The 25301-nt window shown below is 42.2% G+C and carries 19 protein-coding genes; 7 read left to right on the top strand and 12 right to left on the bottom strand.

Annotation, left to right across the window (positions count from 1 at the left end):
- Positions 1–67 precede the first annotated feature (67 nt).
- The 4 genes from N7E81_RS04260 to N7E81_RS04245 all read right to left on the bottom strand — a co-directional run bounded on the left by N7E81_RS04260 (position 68) and on the right by N7E81_RS04245 (position 4732).
- Entirely contained in the window at positions 68–1477 is a 1410-nt protein-coding gene (locus N7E81_RS04260) for a dicarboxylate/amino acid:cation symporter (protein WP_263052042.1), read from the bottom strand.
- A gap of 117 nt (positions 1478–1594) precedes the next feature.
- Positions 1595–1993 (bottom strand): hypothetical protein, encoded by a 399-nt coding sequence (locus N7E81_RS04255; RefSeq protein ID WP_263052041.1) that lies wholly within the window; start codon positions 1991–1993, stop codon positions 1595–1597.
- Between the two features lie 100 nt (positions 1994–2093).
- Entirely contained in the window at positions 2094–3170 is a 1077-nt protein-coding gene (gene aroC / locus N7E81_RS04250) for a chorismate synthase (RefSeq protein WP_263052040.1), read from the bottom strand.
- Between the two features lie 158 nt (positions 3171–3328).
- Complete coding sequence (locus tag N7E81_RS04245) at positions 3329–4732, bottom strand: BatD family protein (RefSeq protein ID WP_263052039.1); 1404 nt, start codon at positions 4730–4732, stop codon at positions 3329–3331.
- A gap of 515 nt (positions 4733–5247) precedes the next feature.
- Between N7E81_RS04245 and N7E81_RS04235 the strand changes: the two genes are divergently transcribed.
- Positions 5248–6852 carry a mechanosensitive ion channel family protein gene (locus N7E81_RS04235; RefSeq protein WP_263052037.1) on the top strand — a complete coding sequence of 535 codons (1605 nt, stop codon included), beginning with the start codon at positions 5248–5250 and terminating at the stop codon, positions 6850–6852.
- Here the strand turns inward: N7E81_RS04235 and N7E81_RS04230 are convergent.
- Positions 6824–7513: a TVP38/TMEM64 family protein gene (locus N7E81_RS04230; protein ID WP_263052036.1), complete on the bottom strand. Its 690-nt coding sequence runs from the start codon at positions 7511–7513 to the stop codon at positions 6824–6826. The two genes, N7E81_RS04235 and N7E81_RS04230, sit on opposite strands and share 29 nt — an antisense overlap.
- A 154-nt stretch (positions 7514–7667) precedes the next feature.
- Between N7E81_RS04230 and N7E81_RS04225 the strand changes: the two genes are divergently transcribed.
- Entirely contained in the window at positions 7668–8810 is a 1143-nt protein-coding gene (locus N7E81_RS04225; protein WP_263053061.1) for a cystathionine gamma-synthase, read from the top strand.
- A gap of 64 nt (positions 8811–8874) precedes the next feature.
- On the opposite strand, the gene N7E81_RS04220 is transcribed toward N7E81_RS04225, so the two are convergent.
- The 5 genes from N7E81_RS04220 to gltB form a co-directional block, all read right to left on the bottom strand.
- Positions 8875–9759 carry a cation diffusion facilitator family transporter gene (locus N7E81_RS04220; RefSeq protein WP_263052035.1) on the bottom strand — a complete coding sequence of 295 codons (885 nt, stop codon included), beginning with the start codon at positions 9757–9759 and terminating at the stop codon, positions 8875–8877.
- Positions 9760–10009: 250 nt separating this feature from the next.
- Positions 10010–10501 (bottom strand): MepB family protein, encoded by a 492-nt coding sequence (locus N7E81_RS04215; RefSeq protein WP_263052034.1) that lies wholly within the window; start codon positions 10499–10501, stop codon positions 10010–10012.
- 12 nt (positions 10502–10513) lie between these two features.
- Positions 10514–10723 carry a YqaE/Pmp3 family membrane protein gene (locus N7E81_RS19470; protein WP_407692708.1) on the bottom strand — a complete coding sequence of 70 codons (210 nt, stop codon included), beginning with the start codon at positions 10721–10723 and terminating at the stop codon, positions 10514–10516.
- A gap of 182 nt (positions 10724–10905) precedes the next feature.
- The gene (locus tag N7E81_RS04210; protein WP_263052033.1) at positions 10906–12321 is read right to left on the bottom strand and encodes a glutamate synthase subunit beta; all 1416 of its coding nucleotides are present in this window, start codon (positions 12319–12321) and stop codon (positions 10906–10908) included.
- Between the two features lies 1 nt (position 12322).
- Positions 12323–16810 carry a glutamate synthase large subunit gene (gene gltB / locus N7E81_RS04205; RefSeq protein ID WP_263052032.1) on the bottom strand — a complete coding sequence of 1496 codons (4488 nt, stop codon included), beginning with the start codon at positions 16808–16810 and terminating at the stop codon, positions 12323–12325.
- 208 nt (positions 16811–17018) lie between these two features.
- On the opposite strand from gltB, the gene N7E81_RS04200 reads away from it, so the two are divergent.
- Positions 17019–18563, top strand: coding sequence for a hypothetical protein (locus N7E81_RS04200; RefSeq protein WP_263052031.1), 1545 nt, complete (start codon positions 17019–17021; stop codon positions 18561–18563).
- Between the two features lie 34 nt (positions 18564–18597).
- On the opposite strand, the gene N7E81_RS04195 is transcribed toward N7E81_RS04200, so the two are convergent.
- Positions 18598–19680 carry a DUF748 domain-containing protein gene (locus N7E81_RS04195; RefSeq protein WP_263052030.1) on the bottom strand — a complete coding sequence of 361 codons (1083 nt, stop codon included), beginning with the start codon at positions 19678–19680 and terminating at the stop codon, positions 18598–18600.
- 174 nt (positions 19681–19854) lie between these two features.
- The gene (locus tag N7E81_RS04190; RefSeq protein WP_263052029.1) at positions 19855–21528 is read right to left on the bottom strand and encodes a capsule assembly Wzi family protein; all 1674 of its coding nucleotides are present in this window, start codon (positions 21526–21528) and stop codon (positions 19855–19857) included.
- Positions 21529–21750: 222 nt separating this feature from the next.
- Between N7E81_RS04190 and N7E81_RS04185 the strand changes: the two genes are divergently transcribed.
- The 4 genes from N7E81_RS04185 (at position 21751) to hemC (ending at position 25296) form a co-directional block, all read left to right on the top strand.
- Positions 21751–21996, top strand: coding sequence for a type B 50S ribosomal protein L31 (locus N7E81_RS04185; protein WP_263052028.1), 246 nt, complete (start codon positions 21751–21753; stop codon positions 21994–21996).
- A 71-nt stretch (positions 21997–22067) separates the two neighbouring features.
- Entirely contained in the window at positions 22068–23252 is a 1185-nt protein-coding gene (locus tag N7E81_RS04180) for a GlmU family protein (protein WP_263052027.1), read from the top strand.
- Complete coding sequence (locus N7E81_RS04175; RefSeq protein ID WP_263052026.1) at positions 23249–24376, top strand: DNA polymerase III subunit; 1128 nt, start codon at positions 23249–23251, stop codon at positions 24374–24376. Before N7E81_RS04180 ends, N7E81_RS04175 begins: the two co-directional genes overlap by 4 nt.
- The gene (hemC, locus tag N7E81_RS04170) at positions 24373–25296 is read left to right on the top strand and encodes a hydroxymethylbilane synthase (protein ID WP_263052025.1); all 924 of its coding nucleotides are present in this window, start codon (positions 24373–24375) and stop codon (positions 25294–25296) included. The genes N7E81_RS04175 and hemC overlap by 4 nt, the downstream gene beginning before the upstream one ends.
- Positions 25297–25301 lie beyond the last annotated feature (5 nt).

The raw sequence follows: 25301 nt of genomic DNA, 5'->3' as shown, positions 1-25301 counted from the left end.
TCTTTGTTGGGTTCAACACTCAGAATCCTAGAGGTATCTTATTTAGGCTTAGTTCATTTGTGAGTTATCAATACTTACTCAATTCCCCTTCACTCTTGGCTACCAAAGTAGAAACAGTGGCATCGCCAGTTACATTCACCACGGTGCGGCACATGTCTAGGATACGATCTACTGGGAAGATAATCGCTACCCAGGCAGGGTTGAGGCCTACAGACTGCAAGACGATGATCATCATGACCAAACCTGCACTAGGCGTAGCTGCTGCGCCTATGGAGGCCAGCGTAGCCGTGAGCACGATGGTGAGCTGCTGTGCCAGTGTGAGGTCTACCATGTGTAGCTGAGCCAAAAACACGACGGCTACTGCTTGGTACAGACTCGTGCCATCCATGTTGACTGTGGCGCCTACGGGCAGTACAAAACTGGCTATGTTATTGGATACGCCCATGTTGTCTTCTACGCACTCCATGGTCACGGGCAGAGTAGCTGCACTAGAGCTGGTAGAGAAGGCCAGAAACTGAGCCGGGCTGATGTTTTTAAAGAATTCTTTATAGGATAGCTTGGGCACAAAGATTTTGATTATCAGTGGGTAGAAAACAAACACCATGAAGAACAAACCTGCTACGAGGGTAAGCGAATAAGAACCTAGTCCTAAAAATATTTCGAAGACTTCTGCGGGAGTATTGGCCATTTTGGCAATCACGCCAGCGAGCAGAGCAAAGACAAAAAATGGCGCAGCACCCATCACGATATTTACCATACGGAGAAATACTTCATTGATACTATTGATGAAATCTACTACGGGTTTTTTCTTGTCTTCTGGTATCATCACGAGTGTGATGCCAAAAAAGATAGCAAAGAAGATAACCTGTAGCATCATACCATTATTGGATATAGAAAACATTACATTTTCTGGCACCATCTCTACAATGAAGGTCAATGGACTGCTCTCTTTTTGTTTTTGTGCAGATTCCATACGTTTAGCTACTTCTTGCTGGTCTTTTTCTGATAGCTGACCTGCTTTTTGTGCATCCGTGATGAGGTGTTGATATTCAGGTTTGTTTAGATAAGACTCTCCATCGTGAGGCAGACCCATTTGCTGGTCTTGTAGCCATAACTCAAAAGCGATTCGGTTTTGTATTCGCTGATCTTTTTCTACGAAATTGCCTGGTTTGACAAGGTTGACTAATAATAAGCCAATACCCACAGCCGCTACTGTAGTCACCATATAGGCTCCCAGTGTTTTGCCTCCGAGTCGTCCGAGTTTAGACACATCACTCAGACCTGATACCCCACTGATGATAGAAAAAAGAACTAAAGGCACGGCAATAAACTTGAGCAATCGAATGAAAATAGTCCCGAATGGATCGATCCATGTGATGGTAAATTCATTCCAACCCAAGGCACTAGAGATAAATGCCCACATCACTCCAAGTGTGAGTCCAATAACTATTTTAACATGTAGGGGTAAGTTTTTCATGAATATTGAGGTCTATCGTATCTGGGTTGTCTTAGAATATAACTCAATACTAAACAGAAAAAGCGGAAAATTCTAAGGATAGAACTTTCCGCTTTTTAATCCTTCGATGGATAGTAATTACAGCTGACGAGCGAGTTCCTGTGCATCGTTTAGACTTGCAGCTTCGAAGACATCAAAATTGAATGCGCCTGAATTTTTCACCCATTTTTTAGACGCTAATTTGGTCAAAGCACTTTTTGGTAAAATGGTAATTGAAGCTTTTAAGCCTAGTGCTGAAAAGTTGGGGAATAAGTAGTTTTCGAACCATTCCTGTCTTTTTTGTGAGGGTACTCCATTGGCTACCGATACATCCAAAAACAATATTTTTATGCCTTTTTTTACTTGTTCGATTTGTGCTTGACAGCACTCCTCTATTGCTTGGTCATCGAGAAGCGAATCCCATTGCACGGTCATGGTGCCCGCAGCTGCATTGGAGCTGGCAGTCACTACACCCTCTTTTTTATAAAAAGTTGTCATGTCTTGATTTTTATTTAGAAATAATTTTGTGCAAAAATAAAACCTACAATCTGTCAAGACATCCGCTGATTTACCTAAATATTAGCGGGATTCTCCTAAATTATAGATGCGTAGATCTATTTAATAAATAGAAATCTAAGATTGTAATCGCTGCCATTGCTTCTACAATAGGGACTGCCCTTGGTACTACACAGGGGTCGTGTCTGCCTTTGCCTGATACTGTGATCGTCTGTCCATCCTGATCTATCGAGTTTTGGTCTCGCATGATGGTAGCTACTGGTTTGAAGGCGACATTGAAGTAGATGTCTTCACCGTTGGAAATACCTCCTTGGATACCGCCTGATAGGTTGGTACGGGTTTTTATTTGATCTCCGTCCTTTTCGATGATGTCGTTGTGTTTAGAGCCTTTCATTTTGGCTCCTTCGAATCCACTGCCATATTCGAATCCTTTCACAGCATTGATACCTAGCATGGCTGCGCCGAGTCGGGCGTGTAGTTTGTCAAATACGGGCTCGCCTAGTCCTACAGGTGTACCTGTGATGACACCCGTCACGATGCCGCCCACGGTGTCTCCGCTTTTGCGAATGCCATCGATGAAAGTGATCATCTTGTCTGCGATGCTTTCGTCTGGGCATCGTACGATGTTGTTTTCAGTTTTGGATAGATCCAATTGCTGATAAGTCTTTTCGGTTTTGAGATCTCCTACTTGAGAGACATAAGCAGCTACTTCAATGCCCAATTGGCGTAAAGCCAATTTAGCTAATGCACCTGCGGCTACTCTGGCGGCTGTTTCACGAGCCGAACTTCGACCACCGCCACGGTAGTCGCGTATGCCGTACTTCTCTTGATAAGTGAAATCGGCGTGAGATGGGCGGTAAGATTTTGCAATATGTGCGTAGTCTTTGCTCTTCTGGTCTGTATTGCGAATCACCATGGCAATGGGAGTGCCAGTAGATTTTCCTTCGAATACGCCAGAGAGAATTTCGAAACTATCTGGCTCTTTCCTTTGGGTAGTGATTTTGGATTGACCAGGTTTTCTTCTTTCCAATTCCGACTGGATAAAAGCTTCGTCTATAGTAATGCCAGCAGGGCAGCCGTCTACCGTGACGCCAATGGCCTTGCCATGTGATTCTCCAAAGGTGGTGATCTTAAATAAAGACCCGAATGAGTTACTCATCAATTGATAATTTGAATTAGAAAGAAAGCAGTCAGGAACAGCGTGTACGGTCTGTGACAGCTTTTCGTCGTTTGCCTTGCTGCTTGCTGGGCTGCCTTTAGGCAAGCCAAAATTAAATGAAAATACCGTGGGACGTACGATTTTATTAAGGCGATGTCCTATTTTTTGAACATCACTAAAGTGACTAGCCCTATCAGTACGAATATCGCAATGTTGGCCATGCTTCGTAATCGATCTTTGGCGTCGATCGCAGTGAGCTTATTGCTCTGAATGTCCATTGTATCGTAAAACGAACCCATGTCGTTGGATAGGATGTATTCGTTTTTCTTGCTTTCGCCTGTCACGTTCAGTACGATTTCTGATTTGAGTGTATCGTAGGATTCCGTTTTCACATTGAAGTAAATAAACTGAAGATAATCTCCTAGCTCATATGTTCCAGGTTCGTTGGGGATACCGTAGTAGCTGAAGGACTTGGTGCCTCGTACTTTGCCATGCCCACGACTGATGTCTTGGCGAATATTAGGAGAGTAGATGTCGAAATTGTCGTCTTCTTGGAGTATGGGTTCTCCGATTGCAGAGATGTTGCCTTCGCCAGTGATATCAAAGGAGTAGTTGAAACTTTCGCCTGTGCGGAGTGTTTGATTAGAAATTTTTTCTTTTAGTCTATAATTTCCTACGGATACACTTTCTTTTAGCGGATGTGGTGGTAGGTTTTTGATCGTTACTTTTTTGGCTTTGGTATGAAAGGTAACTAGCTCTTCCTGCTTGTTTCTACCAAAGAAAGTCGGGTTTTTAGCCACTTTATATTTGATCAATTCAAGCCCTACCTTTGGAAAATGGATGGTGTTGGTATTGAGCGGGTAGTAGGCAGCCTGATAGATTTTGAATTGGGTATAAGTTTGTCCGTTGATTTCTACAGGCTCTCCTGTGATATTGTCTATGTTAAAATTTTCCTCCCAGCAGTTGGCTGGTTTGATTTTCTTTACGATATCTGGAATCTGCTTGCTGAGTTCATAGAAGCGCATGTCTGCGCGGTTGTTGCTCGCTACATAAAAGGCCAGCGTGAGAGTAAAGCCTTCTCCAAGATATATTGAGGACTTGTCTGTGGTCAGCGCGAGGAAAGCATCTGCTTTTACATCTAAAAATTCCTGTGGGGCATTCTGCCTGCCAAACAAATCTTGGAAGGGGTCGCTGCCAAACGGGTCGTTTCGTCGCTGCTGCTGAGCGGCGGGACCTACTTTTACTTTCTTGCCTTGTACGTTGAAGGATTGACCATTTACTTCCATGGCGAAGGGTTTGATGAGGTATTCGCCTTCGGCGGTAGCCACGTAGTTTTGTATGATGCTTTGCGAAGAGCTTCTGCGTCCATTAATAAAATTGGTAGAGGACGACGATGAGGTGCCTCGCTTGACGAACCCTGGGATTTCTGGGAAAGGGGTATAACTTTCTAATCGGGCATTTTGGATAGTAAGTGTGATGGTAAAGGCCTGATTGATGGCAATCTGGTCTGGCCCTAGTTCTATACTCACCTGCTGTCCACGAACCATAAGACCCGTTAACATTAAAATAACAAAGAATAATAAACCTACTTTTTGCATGCTCGTTATAGAGGTAAAATTGTAAATCTAACTGATATTTCTTATTTTCAGGTGCAATTTGGTGGATGGCAAACGGTCATCAGGTTTATTTAATAAATTTTAACATACCAATTTATCCATGCTGGAATATTCTAAAACAATTCTGTCGAAAGTTAGTTTCGACAAAAGTTTGTTTGACAAGGAACTAGCAAAAGCAATTAGGCTAGTAGGCAAGGAGCTAGAAGCTCTAAGACAGTGGTGTTACGACAAGTTCGGCCATCTGTATCGTACTATTTTGAATAAACATTTTAAACTTAGCTAAAAATTTTAAGCTCCGATTTTCGGAGCTTTTCTTTTTTCTAGTGAATTGATTGATGTCTTATAGCTAGAGCTAATATTTTACTACTACTTTTTAGAAAAGCTCTTCATAAGGCAAAAGTCTCCAAACTTGGTTTTTGAGCCAACAAAAATAACTTTGCACGAAATCAAACCAATAGATCATGCGCAATGCCCTCTTCTGCTTTTTCATTTTAGCTTCTTTTCAGTCGTTGGCCCAGCGACAGGATACCATCACCAGTAGGCTGGAGACTCCTTATCTGGCGCTAAATACCTTTGTGACTAATATCTCGGAGGAGACTTACAACCCTAAGGCCGCTACTATTTTATTTAATACTCCAAGCCTTAAACTCGACGAAAAAGTAGAAGTGGCCAAAAGTCTAGAGCAAGTATTCGAAGGAGCTGGTATTTTTATATTTTTCGACAATGTACCCACCAATCCCGATTATTTTGATTCGTTACATAACGATCACATCTACATCATTAGCAAGCGATATCCAGAGATTTATTTGCAAAGGAAGAGAGGTCGCTGGCAGTTTCAGCCAGATGTGGTAGCGTCTATCGAAAAGATACACGCCGAGCTATACAAGTTTGACCCCAAGTCTCTCATAGGAATCGAAATAGAAAAAACAGGGCTCAATGCGCATTTTCTAGGGCTAAAGCTTTGGCAATGGTTGGGTATTGTGATCATGTTGGCACTTTGTTTTTTTGTGCGATATGTGTTTACGCTGGTTTTCGGTCGATTGTTCATTCGAGCGCTTGACAAAATTGGACATCGTAATATTGGTAGTAGGTATATCTTGCCCGTGTCGCGTCCTGTAGGTATGCTTATGGTGTTTTTCTTCATAGGCGCCTTATACCCAAGCTTGGAGCTGCCACGTTTAGTTGGTTTTTATGTGCTACTAGCACTGAAGGCCTTGATACCGTTGTATGGTATGATAGCGCTATATCAGCTTACCAATGTGGTGGATGTTTATCTGAACAGATATGTAAATAGTACGGAAAGCACCCTCGATGATCAACTGGTGCCTATTGTGCGCAAGGTGTTGCGATTCACCATTGTAATGGTGGGAGGTTTGGTTATTTTGGATAGTCTTGATGTACCAATTTTGCCATTGCTTACAGGTCTCTCTATTGGTGGTTTGGCATTTGCCTTGGCAGCACAAGATACCATCAAAAATTTCTTTGGTTCGCTGATGATATTTGTGGACAAGCCGTTTCAGATTGGAGATTGGATCGTAACGGGAGACATAGACGGTACGGTAGAGGAAGTAGGTTTTCGCTCTACGCGAATTAGAACCTTTAGAAACTCTGTGGTGTATGTGCCAAATGGTCAGTTGGCAGATAGCACGATAGATAACAATGGCCTGCGAAGATTGCGTAGGTTTAGAACCATTATCCAGATCAAGTACGACACACCGCCTAACCTCATTGAAACCTTTGTCGCTGGTCTGAACAGGATAGTAGTAGAGCACCCTAAGACGAGTAATGAAAAATATGAAATACATTTCAATGATCTTGGAGCCCATTCACTCGATATTTTGTTTTACATCTTTTTCGAGGCAGCTACTTGGACAGAAGAACTTAAGTTTAGACAAGAGATATTACTAAGCATTTTGCGATTGGCAGATCATTTTGGAGTTGAGTTTGCCTATCCTACACAGACACTTCATCTGGAGAATATGCCTGGTCATGAGCCCTTTGATCCTAAATACATCAGTGAAAAAACAGCACTAGATGCTAAGTTAGATCAGTTTTTTGCCTCTTAGGCCGTAGGAGCTTATAGAGTAGCCATAGGCCTGTGACACTGAGAACGATAAACCATACCAATTGATCTTTGGTTTGTAAAGCTTCTATAAGTGCTGGGGCTTGTGTGCCGAGCCAGATAAAAAACACCGTGCGGGGTAGCATACCGAATAGTCCACCGAAAAAGAAAGGAACTAGCCTCACGCCAGATACAGCTAAGACCACATTCATTAGACCGAAAGGTAAGGCAGGAGATATTCTAGCCAGAAGCGTAGTGAGCCATTGTTGCTGTTCGAGATTGGCGAATATGGGAGCAGATTTAGGAAATTTCTGTTTGACCCAGATTAGCGTATGGTTGTCCATCTTTTGCGCCAAGCCAAAGCCGACCAAAGACGCAAGCTGATAGCAGAGGATAACGGGTAGAATAGCCTGCAAACCGAGAAAATATCCGCACAGCAAGCAGATAAAAGTAGTAGGCGTGATGGCTAGTCCCATACTTAATACACTAGCCCCGAAGAAACACACCCAAGGCACGAGTGTAAAACCCCTAATCCATTCTTCTTGATTCAATGCAAGATAAGTGATGACAAGAGTGGAGACCCATGGCACCACCGTCATCCATGCCATGAGTACAAGGATACCTTTGGGGTTATTGAAAAAAGAAGAATATCTATGGTTATTCAAGTATGAAAATAGTCTAGTCAAAAAAACATGGCGAATATGCGATATTGATTTACATTTGTCGCTCAAAATCAGAGGATAATTACTTAAATTATAGTGGTGCTGTTCGAAGATACAAACCTTCGGCAGGTCTCACCCCAGCATAAAAAAACAAGATATTATGAAATTTGGTACTAAGGCCATTCATGCCGGAATAGAACCGGACCCAACCACAGGGGCGATCATGACCCCGATCTATCAGACTTCCACCTATGTGCAGCCTTCGCCAGGACAGCACAAGGGGTATGAGTACTCTAGAACACAAAACCCTACCAGAGATGCTTTGCAAAACAACTTGGCTGCATTGGAAAACGCTAAACATGGGCTATGTTTTGCATCTGGCTTGGCGGCGACTGACGCTGTTCTCAAACTGTTGAAGCCTGGCGACGAAGTGCTGGCTTCTAATGATTTGTATGGAGGTACTTATAGAATTTTTACTAAAATCTATCAAGATTTTGGGATCAAATTCAAGTTTGTAGACATGCGAGATTTGAATAGAATCTCAGAGCATTTTTCTGACAAGATTAAAATGGTATGGGCGGAGACTCCGTCTAATCCAATGATGAATATCATTGATATCAAAGGTTTGGCAGGTGTGTGCAAAAAATTTGGTTCGATGTTTTGCGTAGACAATACTTTTGCTACGCCATACCTCCAAAATCCTCTTGATCAAGGAGCGGATGTAGTTGTTCATTCGGTGACTAAATATCTGGCGGGGCATTCGGATGTAGTGATGGGCTGTTTGATGACCAACAGTGATGTGCTACAAGAAAAACTGGCTTTTATCCAGAACTCAAGTGGAGCAGTGACTGGCCCTATGGATTGTTTTCTTGCCCTTCGAGGAATCAAAACATTACATATCAGAATGCAGCGTCACTGTGAAAATGGTAGACGTGTAGCGCATTTTTTGAAATCGCACCCGAAAGTAGAAGAAGTACATTGGCCTGGATTCGAAGAACATAGGAATCATGATATTGCTAAAAAGCAGATGAAGGATTTTGGAGGGATGATTTCATTTGTACTCAAAGACGATAAGCTAGACGATGCCATCAAAGTGATGGAAAGCTTGAAGTTATTTGCTTTGGCAGAATCACTTGGAGGAGTGGAGTCTCTTTGTGGTCATCCAGCCAGTATGACTCATGCAGCCATCCCAAGAGAGGAGCGATTGAAGGCAGGATTGAAAGATTCATTGATTCGACTTAGCGTAGGGATCGAAGATGTAGAAGACCTGATTGCAGATTTAGAAAAGGCGTTGGGATAACCACCCGACGACCAGTTAAAAAGATGATAAGCCTGATTGCGAAAGTGGTCAGGCTTTTTTGTGTTTATTCGTTGGTGGATTCGTAATCTGGTTCGATATGAATGAGAATGTAGGCTAGCGTAGGAATTTTTTCTTGAAGAGTGTCTTTGAGCAAATGGGCCAGCACATGACCCTCCCTTACAGTAATTTTGCCATCGACTATGGCATGCAAGTCCACATGGTATTTCATGCCTGTCTTTCGGATCAAACATTTTTCGGTATCGATGATGCCTTCCACATCAGCCGAGACTTTACGGATGTGGTCGATGAGCTCATCGTAGCGATGCTCATCCATGATTTCGCCTAGTGCAGGTCTAAAGATTAGGAAGCTGTTGTACAAGATAAATCCTGAGGCAAGCAAAGCTGCCCAGTCGTCGGCAGTCTCGTACCCTTTGCCCATGTAAAGGGCGATGGAAATTCCCACAAAGGCGGTGATCGAAGTAATGGCGTCGCTTCTATGATGCCAGGCTTCGGCTTTGAGTGCTGAGCTTTGAGTCTCCTCACTTTTTTTGATGACGATGCGATAAGAAAATTCTTTCCACACGATGATAGCGCCTAAAATGAGTAGTGTCCATGGTGCTGGCACTTTGTGCGGCGTTTGGATATGAATGATACTTTTGTAGGCGATCGTGATGGCAGAAGCTATCAAAAACCCAACAACCAAAAAGGTAATGAGTGGCTCTATTCTGCCATGTCCGTAGGGATGGTTTTCATCGGCTGGTTTGGCGGCATATTTAAAGCCTAAGAGTACCAGCAGTGAGGAGCATACATCAGTAGCAGACTCAATCGCATCTGCAATGAGTGCGTACGAGTGGCCAAAAACACCCGCAAGCCCTTTGATGATGGCTAGTGCCAAATTGCTCACTAGACTGAGGTAGGTGGTTTTTATAGCGGTCTGCTCGTTGGTCATTCACGTTTGGGTTCTGTGTTTGTGCCAGACGTCAAAAGTACCTAAAGTTGAAAATTATAGGAGAATTATATAGAATTAATTCTATTAAACTCAGATTGAGTAATGGGCTTGTTTACCGTTTGTCTGGAAGAAAAAACCGATAAGGTTTCCCCACTCGTCCTTTGCCAAGAAATAAGTAGGAGGATGTAATAAATAAAGACCCTATGCTAGATCAACATGTGCGTTTTGAAAAGATCAGATGGGTTTGAGCTTAGAGAAAACTTTTTATTTTACTCGAATTGATAGACCCTGCCTTGGTTAGGTCTATAAAATGGAACTGCTGCCAATCTTGGGTTTTGAGAGCTTGTCTACTTGTGGGTCGATCCCAAGGAGGATATATACGAAAGCCTCTCTTGCCTTCTTTTTTTGCGGTAGAAATAATTTTCTTTTCAATAAGTAGTGCTTGAGGGAAAATAAATAGGCCTAATCGATCGCCGTCTTGGATATGGATAATAACCAAGTCTATGGTGTCGGATGAATCAAAAGGAGCGGTGATGCCTGTATGGGTTCTTTTCCAAAGGGTCACAAATTGTCCCGTCTTAGTAGGGGTAATTTTGGCATTTCGGGACACACATTTTTTGTCATGGATTTCGAACGTACAGGCGCCATAGGTTTGGCTTTCTGCTTCGTCTGTATAATTAGCCATAGTCAAGCCATGTGGATCATAGCACCTGGTTTTGATTCGAGTTACTAGGTCATTCATACCAAATGAGAATCAACGTTTCGATGTGTTTTTGATTGCATTCACTATTTTTTCATTGCGCTCATCTGCTTTCTGGTTGTTTATATAAACGATGGCCCATATTGTAGCTGGAAGCCAACCAATGATGGTGATTTGTAAAAAAAGACAGAATAGGCCAAGGCCAAGGTTTCCTTTGAGTATAAAAGCTAACCAAGGGAAAATGAGTGCCACTAAATAGATCATGGGTTAATTGCTTTTGTGTGAGGGGGTGTGTCAAATCTACTTATAAATCTAAAAACAAAAACCTCGATACCAAACCAATAGGTACCGAGGTTTTATCCAACAAATGACTTCCGGATAGATTGAAGCCCTTACCAACTCCTATATGAGAAAACTACTTAGCATTCTATTGAAGTTTATCATTTTTATGTGGTTAAGAACTTGTTGACTGAATATGCTGCTTTGCGGCCTTCACTGATGGCCCACACCACTAGGGACTGGCCTCTACGACAATCGCCAGCTGCAAATATATTTTCTTTATTTGTACGGTACATACTGTCTTTGATATTACCACGTTGATCCGTGTCGATGCCCAATTGTTCTAGCAAGCCTTCTTTTTGAGGATGCATAAAACCAATGGCCAAAAATGCTCTTTCGCAAGGCAATACCCTTTCAGTACCAGCTATTTCTTCAAACTTGAAAGTGGCTTTGTCTACCCACTCTACGTCTACTACTCTGAGGCCTGTGACTTCTCCTTTGTCATTGCCTACAAATTCTTTGGTAAGCACAGACCAGTTTCTTTCACATCCTTCTTTTTGAGAAGTAGAAGTTCTCAATACCATTGGCCATTCTGGCCATGGGTTGTCTTCGGTTCGAGATTCTGATGGTCTGTCGAGTAGTTCGATCTGAGTCACGCTAGCCGCATCCTGACGGATAGAAGTGCCCACGCAATCAGAGCCAGTGTCTCCTCCACCGATTACGATCACATGTTTGTTTTTGGCATTCATCTCAGGTACGATTTCAGCGTCTTCGCCAGATACTACCTTGTTTGAATTTTTCAAAAACTTCATGGCCAAGTGTATGCCGTTGAGATCCCTACCTGGAATAGGAAGATCACGGGCAATGGTACTACCAGTACAGATCGCGATAGCATCAAATTTTGTTTCGATTTCCTTGGCGGTAATGTCTTTGCCGATTTCTACGCCGCACTCGAATTTGACGCCAGATTCTTTCATTAGATTTACTCGTCTTTCGACTACCGTTTTTTCTAATTTGAAATCAGGAATGCCGAATCTCAACAAGCCTCCTGGCTGTGTATCTCTTTCGAATACCGTAACGTCATGTCCTTGTTTGCAGAGCTGATCAGCTGCTGCCAGCCCTGCAGGTCCTGAGCCGATTACAGCTACAGACTTGCCTGACTTGATCATTACATTGTGAGAGGTTTCCCAACCTTGCGCAAAAGCCTCCTCGGCTATGGTCTTCTCGATATGCTCTATGCTCACAGGGTCGTTGTGTATGCCGAGTACACAAGAGCCTTCGCATGGTGCAGGGCAAATTCGGCCTGTAAATTCAGGGAAGTTGTTGGTGCTTTTTAGTATGTCCCATGCTTCTTTGAATTCGTTTCTATATACGGCATCGTTGAAATCAGGAATTTTATTGCCTAGCGGGCAACCGCTATGGCAAAACGGAATTCCACAATCCATACATCGAGCTGCTTGCTCATTGGTTTCTTTTTCTGAAACAGGCTTTACAAATTCCTTGTAATGCTTCGTTCTTTCGTCCACTTCCTCGTATGCGAGGCTGTGTCTTTTATAAGTCAAAAATCCATCTACCTGTCCCATATTAAGCGATCTTTTCTTTTTCTAATTTTTGCTTTTCCAATATTTGCTTGTATTCAGTAGGTATCACCTTCACAAACTTGTTTTTGGCATTTTCCCACTGTTCGAGGATGTTTAATGCCTTGTTGCTCTGCGTGTATCTCGAGTGCTTGTTGATTTGATTGAATAGGTAATCAAAATCTTCTTCGTTTGGCGACTCTAGTTCTACTAGTTCCATGTTGCATTTCGACGCAAAGTCGAAGTTGTCTACATAGATGTAAGCGATACCACCGCTCATTCCTGCTGCGAAGTTTTTGCCAGTTTCGCCGAGTACGATTACTCGTCCGCCAGTCATGTATTCACATCCGTGATCTCCAAGACCTTCAGTGACGGCTTGTGCACCTGAGTTTCTCACTGCAAATCGTTCACCTGCTTTGCCATTTACATATAGCTCACCAGAGGTGGCGCCATAGAGGCAAACGTTTCCGACAAGGATATTGTCTTCAGCCACGATGTCCGAAGCTTTGTGTGGATAGCATACTACTTTTCCTCCTGACAAGCCTTTGCCTACATAATCATTGGCTTCTCCTTCTAGGGTGAAAGTGATGCCGTTGGCCAAGAAGGCTGCAAAACTTTGTCCAGCGGATCCAGTGAACTTCACTTTGATGGTGTTTCTTTCTAGTCCTTCTGGTCCGTGAGTTTTAGCCAGTTCTCCAGAAAGCATAGCTCCTGTAGTTCTGTTTTGGCTATTGATAGGCAGGTCTATTTTTACTTTTTCTTTCTTAGTCAAAGCTGGTTGAGCTTCTTTGATTAAGGTGCGATCCAGTATTTTAGTCAATTCATGATCTTGATTTTCAAGCTTGCAAGACAGGTGATCTTTTGGTTTGAACGGGTTCTGAAGCAATGCTTCAAGATCTATGTTTCCAGCGTGTGCAGTAGCTTTCTTTCTATCGAATTTCAACAAATCCGTACGACCTACTAGTTCTGCTACTGTTTTCACTCCTAATTCGGCCATGATTTCGCGAAGCTCCTCTCCTAAGAAATGGAAGAAGTTTACGATATGTTCTACTTTGCCTGAGAATAGTTTTCTTAACTCAGGGTTTTGAGTAGCTACACCTACTGGACATGTGTTTAAATGACACTTTCTCATCATGATACAGCCTTCTACTACGAGTACAGCGGTAGAAACACCCCATTCTTCTGCGCCAAGTATTGCTGCAATGGCTAAGTCTCGACCTGTACGTAATTGACCGTCAGCCTGAAGTTTTACTTTTTTACGCAAGTCGTTTTTTTCTAGGGTCTGGTGCGTTTCTGCCAATCCGATTTCCCAAGGAATACCTGCGTGATGTACCGAACTGATCGGAGAAGCTCCTGTGCCTCCATCGTGTCCTGCTATCAATATATTGTCAGCTTTCGCTTTGGCTACACCTGCTGCGATTGTACCTACACCAGCTTCTGCTACCAACTTCACATTGATATCAGCTTTTTCGTTGGTGTTTTTGAGATCGTAGATCAATTGTGCCAAATCCTCGATAGAGTAAATGTCGTGGTGAGGAGGAGGAGAGATAAGCGATACGCCTGGAGTGGAGTGTCTGATTCTTCCGATGGTCTCATCTACCTTTTTACCTGGCAATTGACCACCTTCCCCTGGTTTAGCACCTTGAGCAATTTTAATTTGAATTTCGTCTGCATTTACCAAATAGTGAGCCGTAACACCAAATCGACCAGAAGCTACTTGCTTGATGGCAGATCTAGACAATGTACCATCTGGATTTGGTGTATATCTGATGGCATCTTCTCCACCTTCTCCACTGTTAGATTTACCTCCTATGAGGTTCATCGCTTTGGCAATAGTGGTGTGTGCTTCTTCAGAAATAGATCCAAAAGACATAGCTCCAGTGGCAAATCTTTTTACGATTTCGGTGACAGGTTCTACCTCATCCAAAGGAATAGCGCCTTTGGAGTTGAAATCAAACATACTTCTCAAAGTGATGTTTTTCTCTGATTGATCGTTGATGGCCTTAGAGTAAGTTTTAAAGAGCTCGTAGTTGCCGCTTCTCGTTGATTTCTGTAAGGCATGGATAACTTCAGGAGTGAATAGGTGACGTACACCATCTCTTTTCCATTGGTATAATCCGCCTGTCTCAAGATCCGATTTTTCGTTTTTCGGAACGAAAGCTGCTGCGTGGTTTTCAAGAATTTCTTCTTCGATTTGTTCAAATCCTTTGCCTGAAATTCTAGAAGGAGTGCCTCTGAAGCACAAATCTGTCACTTCTAGATCTAGACCAATGATTTCGAATATTTGAGCCGATTCGTAGGACTGAATCGTTGAAATACCCATCTTAGAAAGAATCTTTCTTAATCCGTAGCCAATCGATTTTCTGTATTGTTCGAAGAGCTGGTTGCCGTCTTGTTCCAAAGAAGTACCGTGGTGTAGAATGGTTTCTACTGTCAGATAAGGGTAGACAGCAGTAGCACCAAAACCTACGAGTGTAGCGATATGGTGTGTTTCTACAATGTCTCCACCTTCGATAACCAAGCTAGTCTTAGCTCTTAGTTTTTTCTTTAGTAAGTGCTGGTGTACAGCGCCAGTGGCCAACAAACTTGGGATACGGACACGATCTTTAGTCACTTCTCGGTTCGACAAGATCAAAATATTGACACCTGCTTCTACTGCCTTGGCTGCTTTCTTAGAAAATTGCTTCAAGGCTTCCTGAAGGTGGATTGTTTTAGGATCGTATGTAGCGTCGAGCACTTCAGAAGTAAATCCATTGAATTTCACGTTTTTGACAAAGTCGAATTCGTGTGCAGACAACAATGGATTTTCGATTCTTATTTTCAGTGCATGAGCCGCTTTGTGCTCCAATATGTTTTCACTATTGCCTAGGTAATTGATCAGTGACATCACTGATCTTTCTCTGATTGGGTCAATAGGAGGGTTACTTACCTGAGCAAAGATTTGCTTTACATATTGTGATAGGTGTGTTGGTGTTTCTCTGAATACAGCAAGTGCGGTGTCATTACCCATAGAGCCTAACGGTTCGGTACCGTTCTTGATCATTGGCTCCAAGATAAATTTAATGTCCTCTTGGGTGAACCCGTTGGCAATTTGCTTTTGTAGCAAATCATCTGCTTGGATGCTTTGCTCTAATGGTTTTTCTTTGATGAAATCAACTAAGTGAATGAGGTTTTTTTCCACCCATTCTTGATAGGGCTGATCTTTAGCTAATTTGTCCTTTATTTCTTGATCGTATGAGATAGTACCCGTAGTTAGGTCTACCATGATCATCTGACCTGGGCCTAATCTTTCATTTTTCTTTATTAGCTCTGGCTCGATATACACCGCACCTACTTCAGAACTCAATACCAAACGATCATCTTTTGTGGCGATGATCCTCGAAGGTCTCAGTCCGTTTCTATCTAGGCTGGCTCCAATGGTGTATCCATCCGTATAAACCAACGAAGCGGGTCCGTCCCAAGGCTCGAAAATGGTAGAATGAAACTCGTAGAAAGCTCTTTTTTCAGGGCTGATTTCAGTTTCTTCTTGCCAGGCTTCTGGCACGAGCATTGCCATGGTGTGCTGAAGGCTTCTGCCTCCCATGATAAGTAGCTCCAAGATGCCATCTAAATTCGCTGAATCTGAAAATTGTGAATTACAAATAGGAGTCAGTACTGCGATTTCTTCTTCGGTGAAATCTGTAGAAGTCAATAATGCCTCTCTCGATACCATTTTGTTGATGTTTCCTTTAATGGTATTGATCTCACCATTGTGAGCAAGGAAACGGAAAGGCTGAGCCAATCTCCATTCAGGGAAGGTATTGGTAGAAAAACGAGAGTGAACCATCGCTGTAGCTGAGGTGTACCTTTCGTCGTTCAGATCGGTGTAGTACTGGTTTACTTGCCAAGTTCTCAACTCACCTTTATAGGTAATGGTAGAGCAAGAGAAAGAAGCAATGTAAAAATCAGACACTGGGTAAGTTTCTCTTACTTGATGTTCGATATGCTTTCTGAGTACGTATAATTTTCTGTTGAGCTCTTTGCCTTCGTACTGCCCTTTCTTTACAAATAGGTGATAGATAGAGGGCTCAGATTGCTTAGCTATTTTTCCGATTTTCTTAGAATCTACAGGCACTCTTCTCAGCCAGATATTGTCGAATTGTAGCGTTTCTAGTGCTGACTCTACTATGTCTAAGATGCCTTTTTTGTCGTGTCCTTTTGGGACAAACAAAACGCCAACTCCATATTGGCTTTTAGGAGGCAATGTAATGTTGTTTTCTGTTGCTACTTCTTTGAAGAAGTCGTATGGCAATTGGGTTAATACACCTGCTCCGTCGCCAGTTTCCCCATCGGCGGCCACTCCTCCTCTGTGCTCCATTTTCTGAAGCATTGTCAGGCCGTCCTGCACGATTTGATGAGAGGGTACATTTTTGATTTGAGCTATGAAGCCAATCCCGCACGAATCTCTTTCAAATTCCGGGGAGTATAATCCCGTTGTTTTCTCGTAATTTTCCATATAATCAAATGCTTACATGGACAACCTCTTTCATTTTGGGGTATTGTTGCTTGGGTTGCAAACTAAGAGGTTCTCCAATTTTGAGGAGTAAAAGTATATTTTTTATATATTGCAAAACATAAGATTCAAGAAATGATATGAAGTTCAACATGTACCCAATTATGATTAATGAATTGATTATCAAATATTTATACAATTAGAAAATACAATGGCCAAAACTTCAAATGCACAGCCACTTTTTCAGTTGATTCATGCTTTAACCAAGTCTGAGAAGCGAAGTTTCAAATTATACGCCGGCAAGGTCAGTGACCCTACAGAAGCCAAATTCGTCCAGCTCTTCGATGTACTCGAGGCTATGGAGGTATATAATGAGGAGCAAATCTTTAAAAAGATCCCAGGGTTGAAAAGTGCTCAACTGGCAAATATGAAAGCTCACCTCTTCAAACAAGTGCTAATGGTGCTTCGACAGAGTCAGATCAAAACGGATGTAGACATCTCACTTCGCGAAAATCTCGATTATGTCCGTCTTCTGTTTAAGAAAGGGCTGTACGAGCAGAGTATGAAAATGCTCACTAAAACCAAGGTGATTGCCAATAACTATAAAAAGAACATCTTTAAATTGGCCTTGCTCAATTATGAAAAAAATATTGAGAATCAACAAATGCTATCATTGGATCAAACGACCTGTTTGAAACTGGATAAAGACACTAAAAGTCTTTTGCGAAAAATCAATGTGGCGCAGGCATTCTTTTCTCTGGCTCTTCGGATGAAAGCCCACTTTCTAAGAAGTGGTATGGCTCGAAACGAGGATGAGTTGGAAAAAATCAACAAGATCTTTTATGCCAATTTGCCTGAGCACGACAAGACACATCTGTCTTTTAGTGAGCAGTACAATATGTGCCGTGCGTACTATTGGTTTTCTTACATTACGCAGGACTTTACGTCTTGTGTGAAGTACACAGAAATTTGGGTAAGTATATTCAAAGAAAATAATTTGACGCATTTGCGTCATGCTGAGTTTTTGAGAGGACTCAACCGACTACTACAGTCGCTCTTTAGAATTAATGATGTGGATAGGTTTTCTATTTACTACGAAGAACTGCTCGAATTTGAAAAACTGTATGCGAAAGCGATCGATAGTGACAGCAAACAGCTCTTGGTACGTTGTCTGACTATTCAGACGCTCAACAAGTGTTTTTTGGAGGGAGACTTTAAGCAATATGGGCCGAGGCTGGAGCGATACCTTGCCAAACTGGAAGAGTCCATCGAGTACATCGATAGCAACAACCAGCTGGTGGTATTTTACAAGTCTGCTATTTTGTATTTTGGGTTGGGTAAGTACGAAAAGAGTTTGGAGTACCTTGATCGTGTGATCGACAACAAAAACGATCAGTTGCGTGAGGACTTGAAGAGTTTTGCATACATCTTGTATCTGATTGTGCTGTATGACATGCGCGATTTGGATCATTTGAAAACGATGAGAAATCGAGCGTTTGTGTATTTGCGTCAACGAAACATTTTGGGACAATTTCACCATATCATCTTACAGTTTCTAAAGAAGACGGAGGATATTATGCCGCTGGATTTGAAAGGAGAGTTGATTACACTGAGAACAAGTTTGCAAGGGCTTTTGGAAGATAAATTTGAATCTAAGCCATTACTATATTTTGATATTATGAGTTGGCTAGAAAGCAAAATTACAGGTAAGCCTTTCCATGAAGTGGTAAAGGAATTGGCAGAGAGCAAGCAGTAAGTATTTAATGGGATGAAAGAAGTGCGTTTGTTTTCTAGGAGGAAGATAAACGCACTTTTTTATTGGGCTGGGTTTTGATTTTGATGCTTTGGTCTGTCTTTTTTTCTATTGCTTCTATGAATGCATTTTTTAGAACATTTACCATAGCGAGCCAATATTTGGCTTTTGCCTTGTTGAGCTTCCCAGTAATAGGGATTTTTGTGGCTGTTCGATTATTGGGCTGATTTTCGAATATTTCTACAATCCCGCTTGCAATCAATTCCCAAATGAGCTTAAGTGGCTCGTCTTTGTCCGCTTTCCATTTCACGATTTTGAGATCTTCAATTACTGGTTTAAGGTATCCATTGAGTGTGCCATCTAAGGCAGATACTTCCATGTATAGGCTAAAAAGGCCTTCTTCAACATCTATTTTAGAATAGGCTTTGATAAAATCATTCAATGCAGGCATAGATATCTCTTCGAATATCAGATCCATGTCAAAATCAGGCACCTCCTTCAGCACATTGATATCCATACTCATATCTAGTCTACCACCCCCTATAGAAGTGGCTTGAGCAGTTACGTGCGCAGGCAATTTGTTGGCCTGATCAGTAGCATTGCTTAGGTTCGAGGCATGAAGATCTAATTGATTTAGATAAATGTCAACCTTGGGTGAACTGTAATGATCAAGGTAGTGGATTTGTCCTTGGTGTACACGGAGTTGGTTGATTTGTAAAGGGATTAGTTCTTTGATGGGTTTGGTCCAGTCGGGGGTCATGGATGGGGTGTCACTTTCTTTTTCTTGCTTGGCTACTATATTGAGCTTGGGTTGATCAAATGCTATTTCACCCACAATAGCTCCATCGAATAGTGCTTTCCATTGGATGGAAACATCTGTGCGCTTACTTTCAAAAAAATGTTGGACAACTCCTCTTTCTTCTTTATCAATATGCAATCCATGAATAGAATAAGCTCCTCGTACCAAATGGACATCTATGTTTTCGACACCACCAGTATAGCCAGGGATACCTTGAACGACTTGTGTGACGTAGCGAGTAAGGAATGTAGGTAAATAAAGCCTTGCACCAATAAGTATAGTAGTCAACAAGCCTAATATGAGTAAAATACTTTTCTTCATAAGTATATGGTTTTATAATGGCTACTATGGAAAAATGAAGCCAATTTCACGCCACTTGATTCTAGCGAATTTGAAAGTGTTTTATCTCTTGAACCCCAAAAATTGTAGAAGATTATTCCCAACATGGGATTTAATGATTCCTTTTTTCGTAAGAAATCTTAGCTGATGCCAATATTAGAAACTATGATCTCTAGCTGCTACATTGAGCCGGATGGCAATAGAAGTAAAATTTGTAGTAGAGCTTACTATCGGATCAGCACTAGCTCTATCTCGATACACATGCTTCAAATCAACAAACAAATTATGCTTCAGCATATAACTGGCAGTTAGGTCAATGAAAAGTTGATCATTCGATACACCCTGGCCTATCTCATTTCCATACTCCTGAGATCTGGTAGTATAGTCTTTCAGTACATCTCCACCGTAGTTTTCGTTGATAGGGTCTGTGCCATATTGGCTTAGGATAAATTTTCCCGAAAGGGATAATTGACGCAAGGGCTGATACCTAGCAATAAAGATAGCTTCTTTGAAATTGGCACCAAGCGGGTGAGCCAGTGGCATACGGTAGTGAGCATAGTTGGTAAATATGGACTCGTGTGCATAGGTAAACGGTCGAGACAGGTTGTACTCGGCCTGTAAATCTAAGTTTTGTACTCCAAAAGCATTGTAGTACTTGCTGCCTAGTTGTATCGAGTATTTATTGCCCCACCAGCCATTACCAGCTTTGAGTTCGCTGATCACCATTTCGTCGAGAAGACCTTGGCCATAAAACTGAACGCCTTTCGTGATGTTCCATTTCCAGTCTATCCCAAATAAAGCATTGTCGGGGCTACCAGTATATTGCTCGATAGATCGGTAGAATATGATAGGGTTTAGATAATTCCACTCAAAAGCTGACCCTGTGCTATCGCCACGGTTGAAGATGATGGCCTCGAATATGCCCACGTTGAAATTGTCTGTAATGTTGATACTTAGGTGGTGGGAGGTCAAGAATTTTTTGGGAAACTGATCTGTGCCATTCGATCCGAATGACGTGTATGGGGCGTCGGCTACTAGCTCAGTATATAAATTGGTGTACTGGATACGCCAGATTTTCGTCTGAATTTTTAGAAAAGTGCTTGGTGCACTAAAGTCAGACAAGAGCAAGGAGCGATAGCCGTTACCCACAAAATTTTTGTCATAACCAAACTGTAAGCCGATGTGCTTGCTGGCATTGAATGTGAAATAGCCACGGGCAGTAAAAAAATCTACCCCATAGTCTCCGTATTTTTTCCAAAAGGCCTCATTAGGCACGACTCCTCGGTCAGAGGTGTAATCTTGTACATATTTTGGAAAGATAGCTTGAGACTCTTCTATCGAAGAATAAAAGCCGATCTTACCGTCTATCGATCCTCGGATCTGCGCGCCTCTGGTATTGATAAATGGACTAGATCCACTGTTGCTATCTCGGCCAGCACTCAGATACAGAATGGGGTTGACCCTAAGTGTAAAATCTTCGGTGTTGACGTGCAAAAAGTCGGCTTTGGTACGGTAGATTTTTTTTAGAAAGGGTTTTTTACTCAAAACGGAATCCTCTTCCCAATATTCCCAATGGTCTGTTTTGATATATGTTGCATTAAACATGTCCTGAGTAGATGTGAGATCTTTAGCGGAATCTATCGTGGCCACCACATCTGTGGCACGGTAAGGTTTGAAACTGGTGTGTAGGCTTTCGCTAAAAGATTTGTTGAGCACATCAGCGCGATCTATCAAATGATAATAGTCGGCATTGAGTGGTGCATATATGCTTTGGGCAGAGACCCACGAGGCTGCAAATAAGAGCCCGATCAGGAGTATGTTTTTATTCATTGGCACGCTTGCTTGCAATCCAAAATTGTTGAATGTAAAATTAGAAGAGGCGCATATGCTAAATTATTGTTTATCAGCACTAAAAACAGCCAAAAGCATTTTTATTTAATAGTTTTGTAATTGCTTGATGTTTACGTACTTTTGCAATCCTTTTCGTTAATAGGCGAAAAATTTAACAGAAAAGCACTATGGCAAAAACCATGGGGCACAAATGATAAAAACATGAGAAAAGATATTCATCCAGAATACAGAGATGTCATTTTCTTTGATACGTCAAGTGATTTTAAATTCATGACGAAATCAACAATGACTTCTGAAGAAACTATCAAATGGGAAGACGGAAACGAATACCCAGTGATCAAGATTGAAGTTAGTTCTGCTTCGCACCCTTTCTACACAGGCAAGAAACTATTTGTGGATACTGCTGGTAGAGTTGAGAAGTTCAACAAGAGATATAGACAAAAATAATCTCCCCTTTAAGGTAAAAAGATTGAAGTCTTCAGGATATTTGTTCCTGAAGACTTTTTTATTTCTAGCCCATGACCATTGCCCTCACAGACCTATCTCAGCATAGGATCAAGCTATTCCCATTTACGCTCACTAGACCCGTTGCAGATCTGCGGGTGGGTATACTTACCATCCGAGAAAAGTGGGAGAAGTACTTTCATCAACCCATAGATTTTTTGACTACTACCGAATTGGTAGGTAAATACCCAATGCCTGCTGGCGAAATTCACTTGATGATTAATGGCGCTATTTGTCCTGAGGCAGGTTTGGTAGAAGCAATCAAAAGCTTGAACAACAAGGAGATTCTTCGAAAAGAGGGTTTATTTATAGCTGCTAAAGGGCTGGTTGATACAAAGGAACCCACAGTAAATTTGCAAGGCTATAAGCCCGTCGATTATCATGGGGGTTGCACGGTGATCAATCGAAGTTGGGATTTGTTTACGCACAATAAGGAGCAGCTTACTGCCGACTTCAAGTTACTTACAGATGGCCGTGTGTCACAAGAAATTACAGACCCACACACGATCGTATATGGTAAGGAAAATGTCTTTTTGGAGGATGGGGTAGATATCAAAGCTGCCATACTCAATGCCGAAGAAGGGCCGATCTATCTGGCTAAAAATAGCGTTATACAAGAGGGGGCAACAATTCGTGGACCATTTGCCTTGGGTGAAAACTCTAGGATCAATATGAATGCTAAAATTCGCGAAGGAGTAACCATAGGCTCCAATTGCAAAATAGGAGGAGAAGTATCCAACTCCATCGTGTATGGCCATTCGAACAAAGCACATGACGGCTATCTAGGCAATGCCGTGGTAGGTGAGTGGTGTAACCTGGGAGCAGACACCAATAACTCCAATCTAAAAAACAACTATGATGAAGTAAAGGCTTGGGACTTTGAAAGTCAACAATTCATTAAAACAGGGCTGCAATTTTGTGGTTTATTTATGGGCGATCATTCCAAAACGGCTATCAATACGGCACTTAACACAGGCACGACTATTGGGGTCTGTTCTAATGTGTTTGGCAATGGTTTTCCGCCTACGTTTGTCCCATCTTTTTCGTGGGGAGGTAGCGATCAGCTAGTGCCCTATCGGTTTGAAAAGGCGATAGAAACAGCCAAAAAAGTATGGGCAAGAAAGAATATCGAGCAGACTGAAGAGGACGAAAAGATATTAAAAACTATCTTTGAGCGCTCGATCAAACATCAGTCATGAGATTCGCAGACATTCCTGGACTTAGCGCAGCCAAAGCACAGCTGATTCATGCCATCAAAGGCAATCACGTGGCGCATGCCCAGCTTTTTTATGGGAAAGAAGGTTCGGCCAATATGGCTTTGGCTTTGGCATATGCCACTTATATCAATTGTAAAAAACCTACAGACACCGATTCGTGTGGCACGTGTGAGTCGTGTGCCAAGACGGATAAACTTGTGCATCCGGATTTGCAATTTGTCTTTCCAGTGAGCGCTACCAAAAGTGTAACTGGGAAGAACGTGATAAGCTCAAGTTACCTGAAAGAATGGAGAACTTTTTTGAATGCCAACAAATACGGGACACTTGTAGACTGGAGTGCATGCTATGGCGCTGAAAATAAGCAGGCCAACATATCCAAAGAAGAAAGCAGAAACATCATCAAATCCTTGACTTTGAAGGCCTTTGAAGCTGAATATAAGGTAATGATTATATGGCTGCCAGAATACATGAATGTCTCTGCGGCGAATGGCATACTCAAAATACTAGAGGAGCCAGCCGAAAAGACGTTGTTTCTGCTCGTCACCTGTGAGTATGAAAAACTTCTGACGACCATCCTTTCTCGTTGTCAGCTTTTTAAAGTACCCTCTTTTTCTGATGAAGAACTGCAGCAATATTTGGAAGAGACGAAAGGCATTGCGCCTGAAAAAGCTAAGAAAATAGCTGCATTGGCAGAGGGCAGTTTGGCTGCTGCGGTAGAAAATATTGACAGTACGGAAGACGATGCACATGTCATGTTTCGTGACTGGATGCGTCAGTGTTGGGTCAAAGATTTTACTTCGCTCAATATGACCAATGATTCATTTAGTAAAATGAGCAAAACAGGGCAAAAGCTTTTTTTGCAATATGCTCTCAATATGATGCGCCAAGCGTTGGTTAGCGAATATTTGGTTGAAGAAAAAGAAAAGCTTAATGAGCAAGAAAAAGACTTTGCTGTGAAATTTGGTAAAGCTTTATCCACACAAAAGCTAGAAAAGATCAGCGAAGAATTTAGCAAGGCGCACTATCACTTAGAGCGCAATGCCAACGTGAAAATATTGTTTTTGGACTTGTCGCTTTCTGTCGGCAGAATAATGACCGCAGCATGAGTATAAAGATTGGGACTAGGGGTAGCAAGCTCGCATTATGGCAGGCTTATCATGTGCAGGATTTGCTCAAAGCACATGGAGCCGAAAGCGAAATCGTCACTATTGAAACCAAAGGCGATAAGGTACTGGATGTCACTATTGCTAAGATCGGGAGCAAGGGCGTATTCACCGAAGAAATAGAGGAGCAACTGCGCGATGGCCGTATAGACATCGCTGTGCACAGCGCCAAAGATATGCAGTCTACTTTGCCAGAAGGATTTGAACTGATCGCTTTTGGCGAACGTGAAAAATCACACGATGTACTGGTGAGTCATCAGTCTATTGATTTAAAACAAAAAAATTTGGTATTGGGCACTTCGTCTACCAGACGATTGGCTTTTCTTCAAAAGTACTACCCACACATCAAGACAGTGCCCGTAAGAGGTAATCTCCAAACCCGTATTCAAAAAATGAAAGACGGTGCTTGCGATGCCCTGTGGCTGGCTTATGCTGGCGCTCATCGTATGGCATTCGACGATATGATCGTGCACGAATTTGACCCTGTACAGTTTGTGCCTGCCGTAGGTCAGGGCAGTATCGCTATCGAAGTAAACCAGTCGCTCGAGCAGAGCAAAAAAGATCTCGTCCGCAAGGCTGTCAATCACGAACCAAGCGAAAAATGTTTGCTGGCCGAACGGGCATTTCTAAAGAAAATGGATGGTGGTTGCAGTATTCCTGTATTTGGATTAGCCACTATCGAAAACGAGGTGCTGTCCCTCTCTGGAGGCATTATTAGTCTGGATGGTCAGACCACTATCGAAAAAACTTGCTGCTCTACGACCAACGCTGCTCAGAAAGTGGGGGAAACCCTAGCGGATTTTGTGCTGGAAAATGGCGGCAGAGAAATCCTCGAAGACATAAGAAAACAACAAGCTGAATAATCTCT

It is taken from the genome of Reichenbachiella carrageenanivorans (assembly GCF_025639805.1).
GTDB lineage: Bacteria > Bacteroidota > Bacteroidia > Cytophagales > Cyclobacteriaceae > Reichenbachiella > Reichenbachiella carrageenanivorans.
The sequence above is the reverse complement of the archived record's forward strand: the minus strand, read 5'-3'. Positions and strand labels throughout refer to the sequence as shown.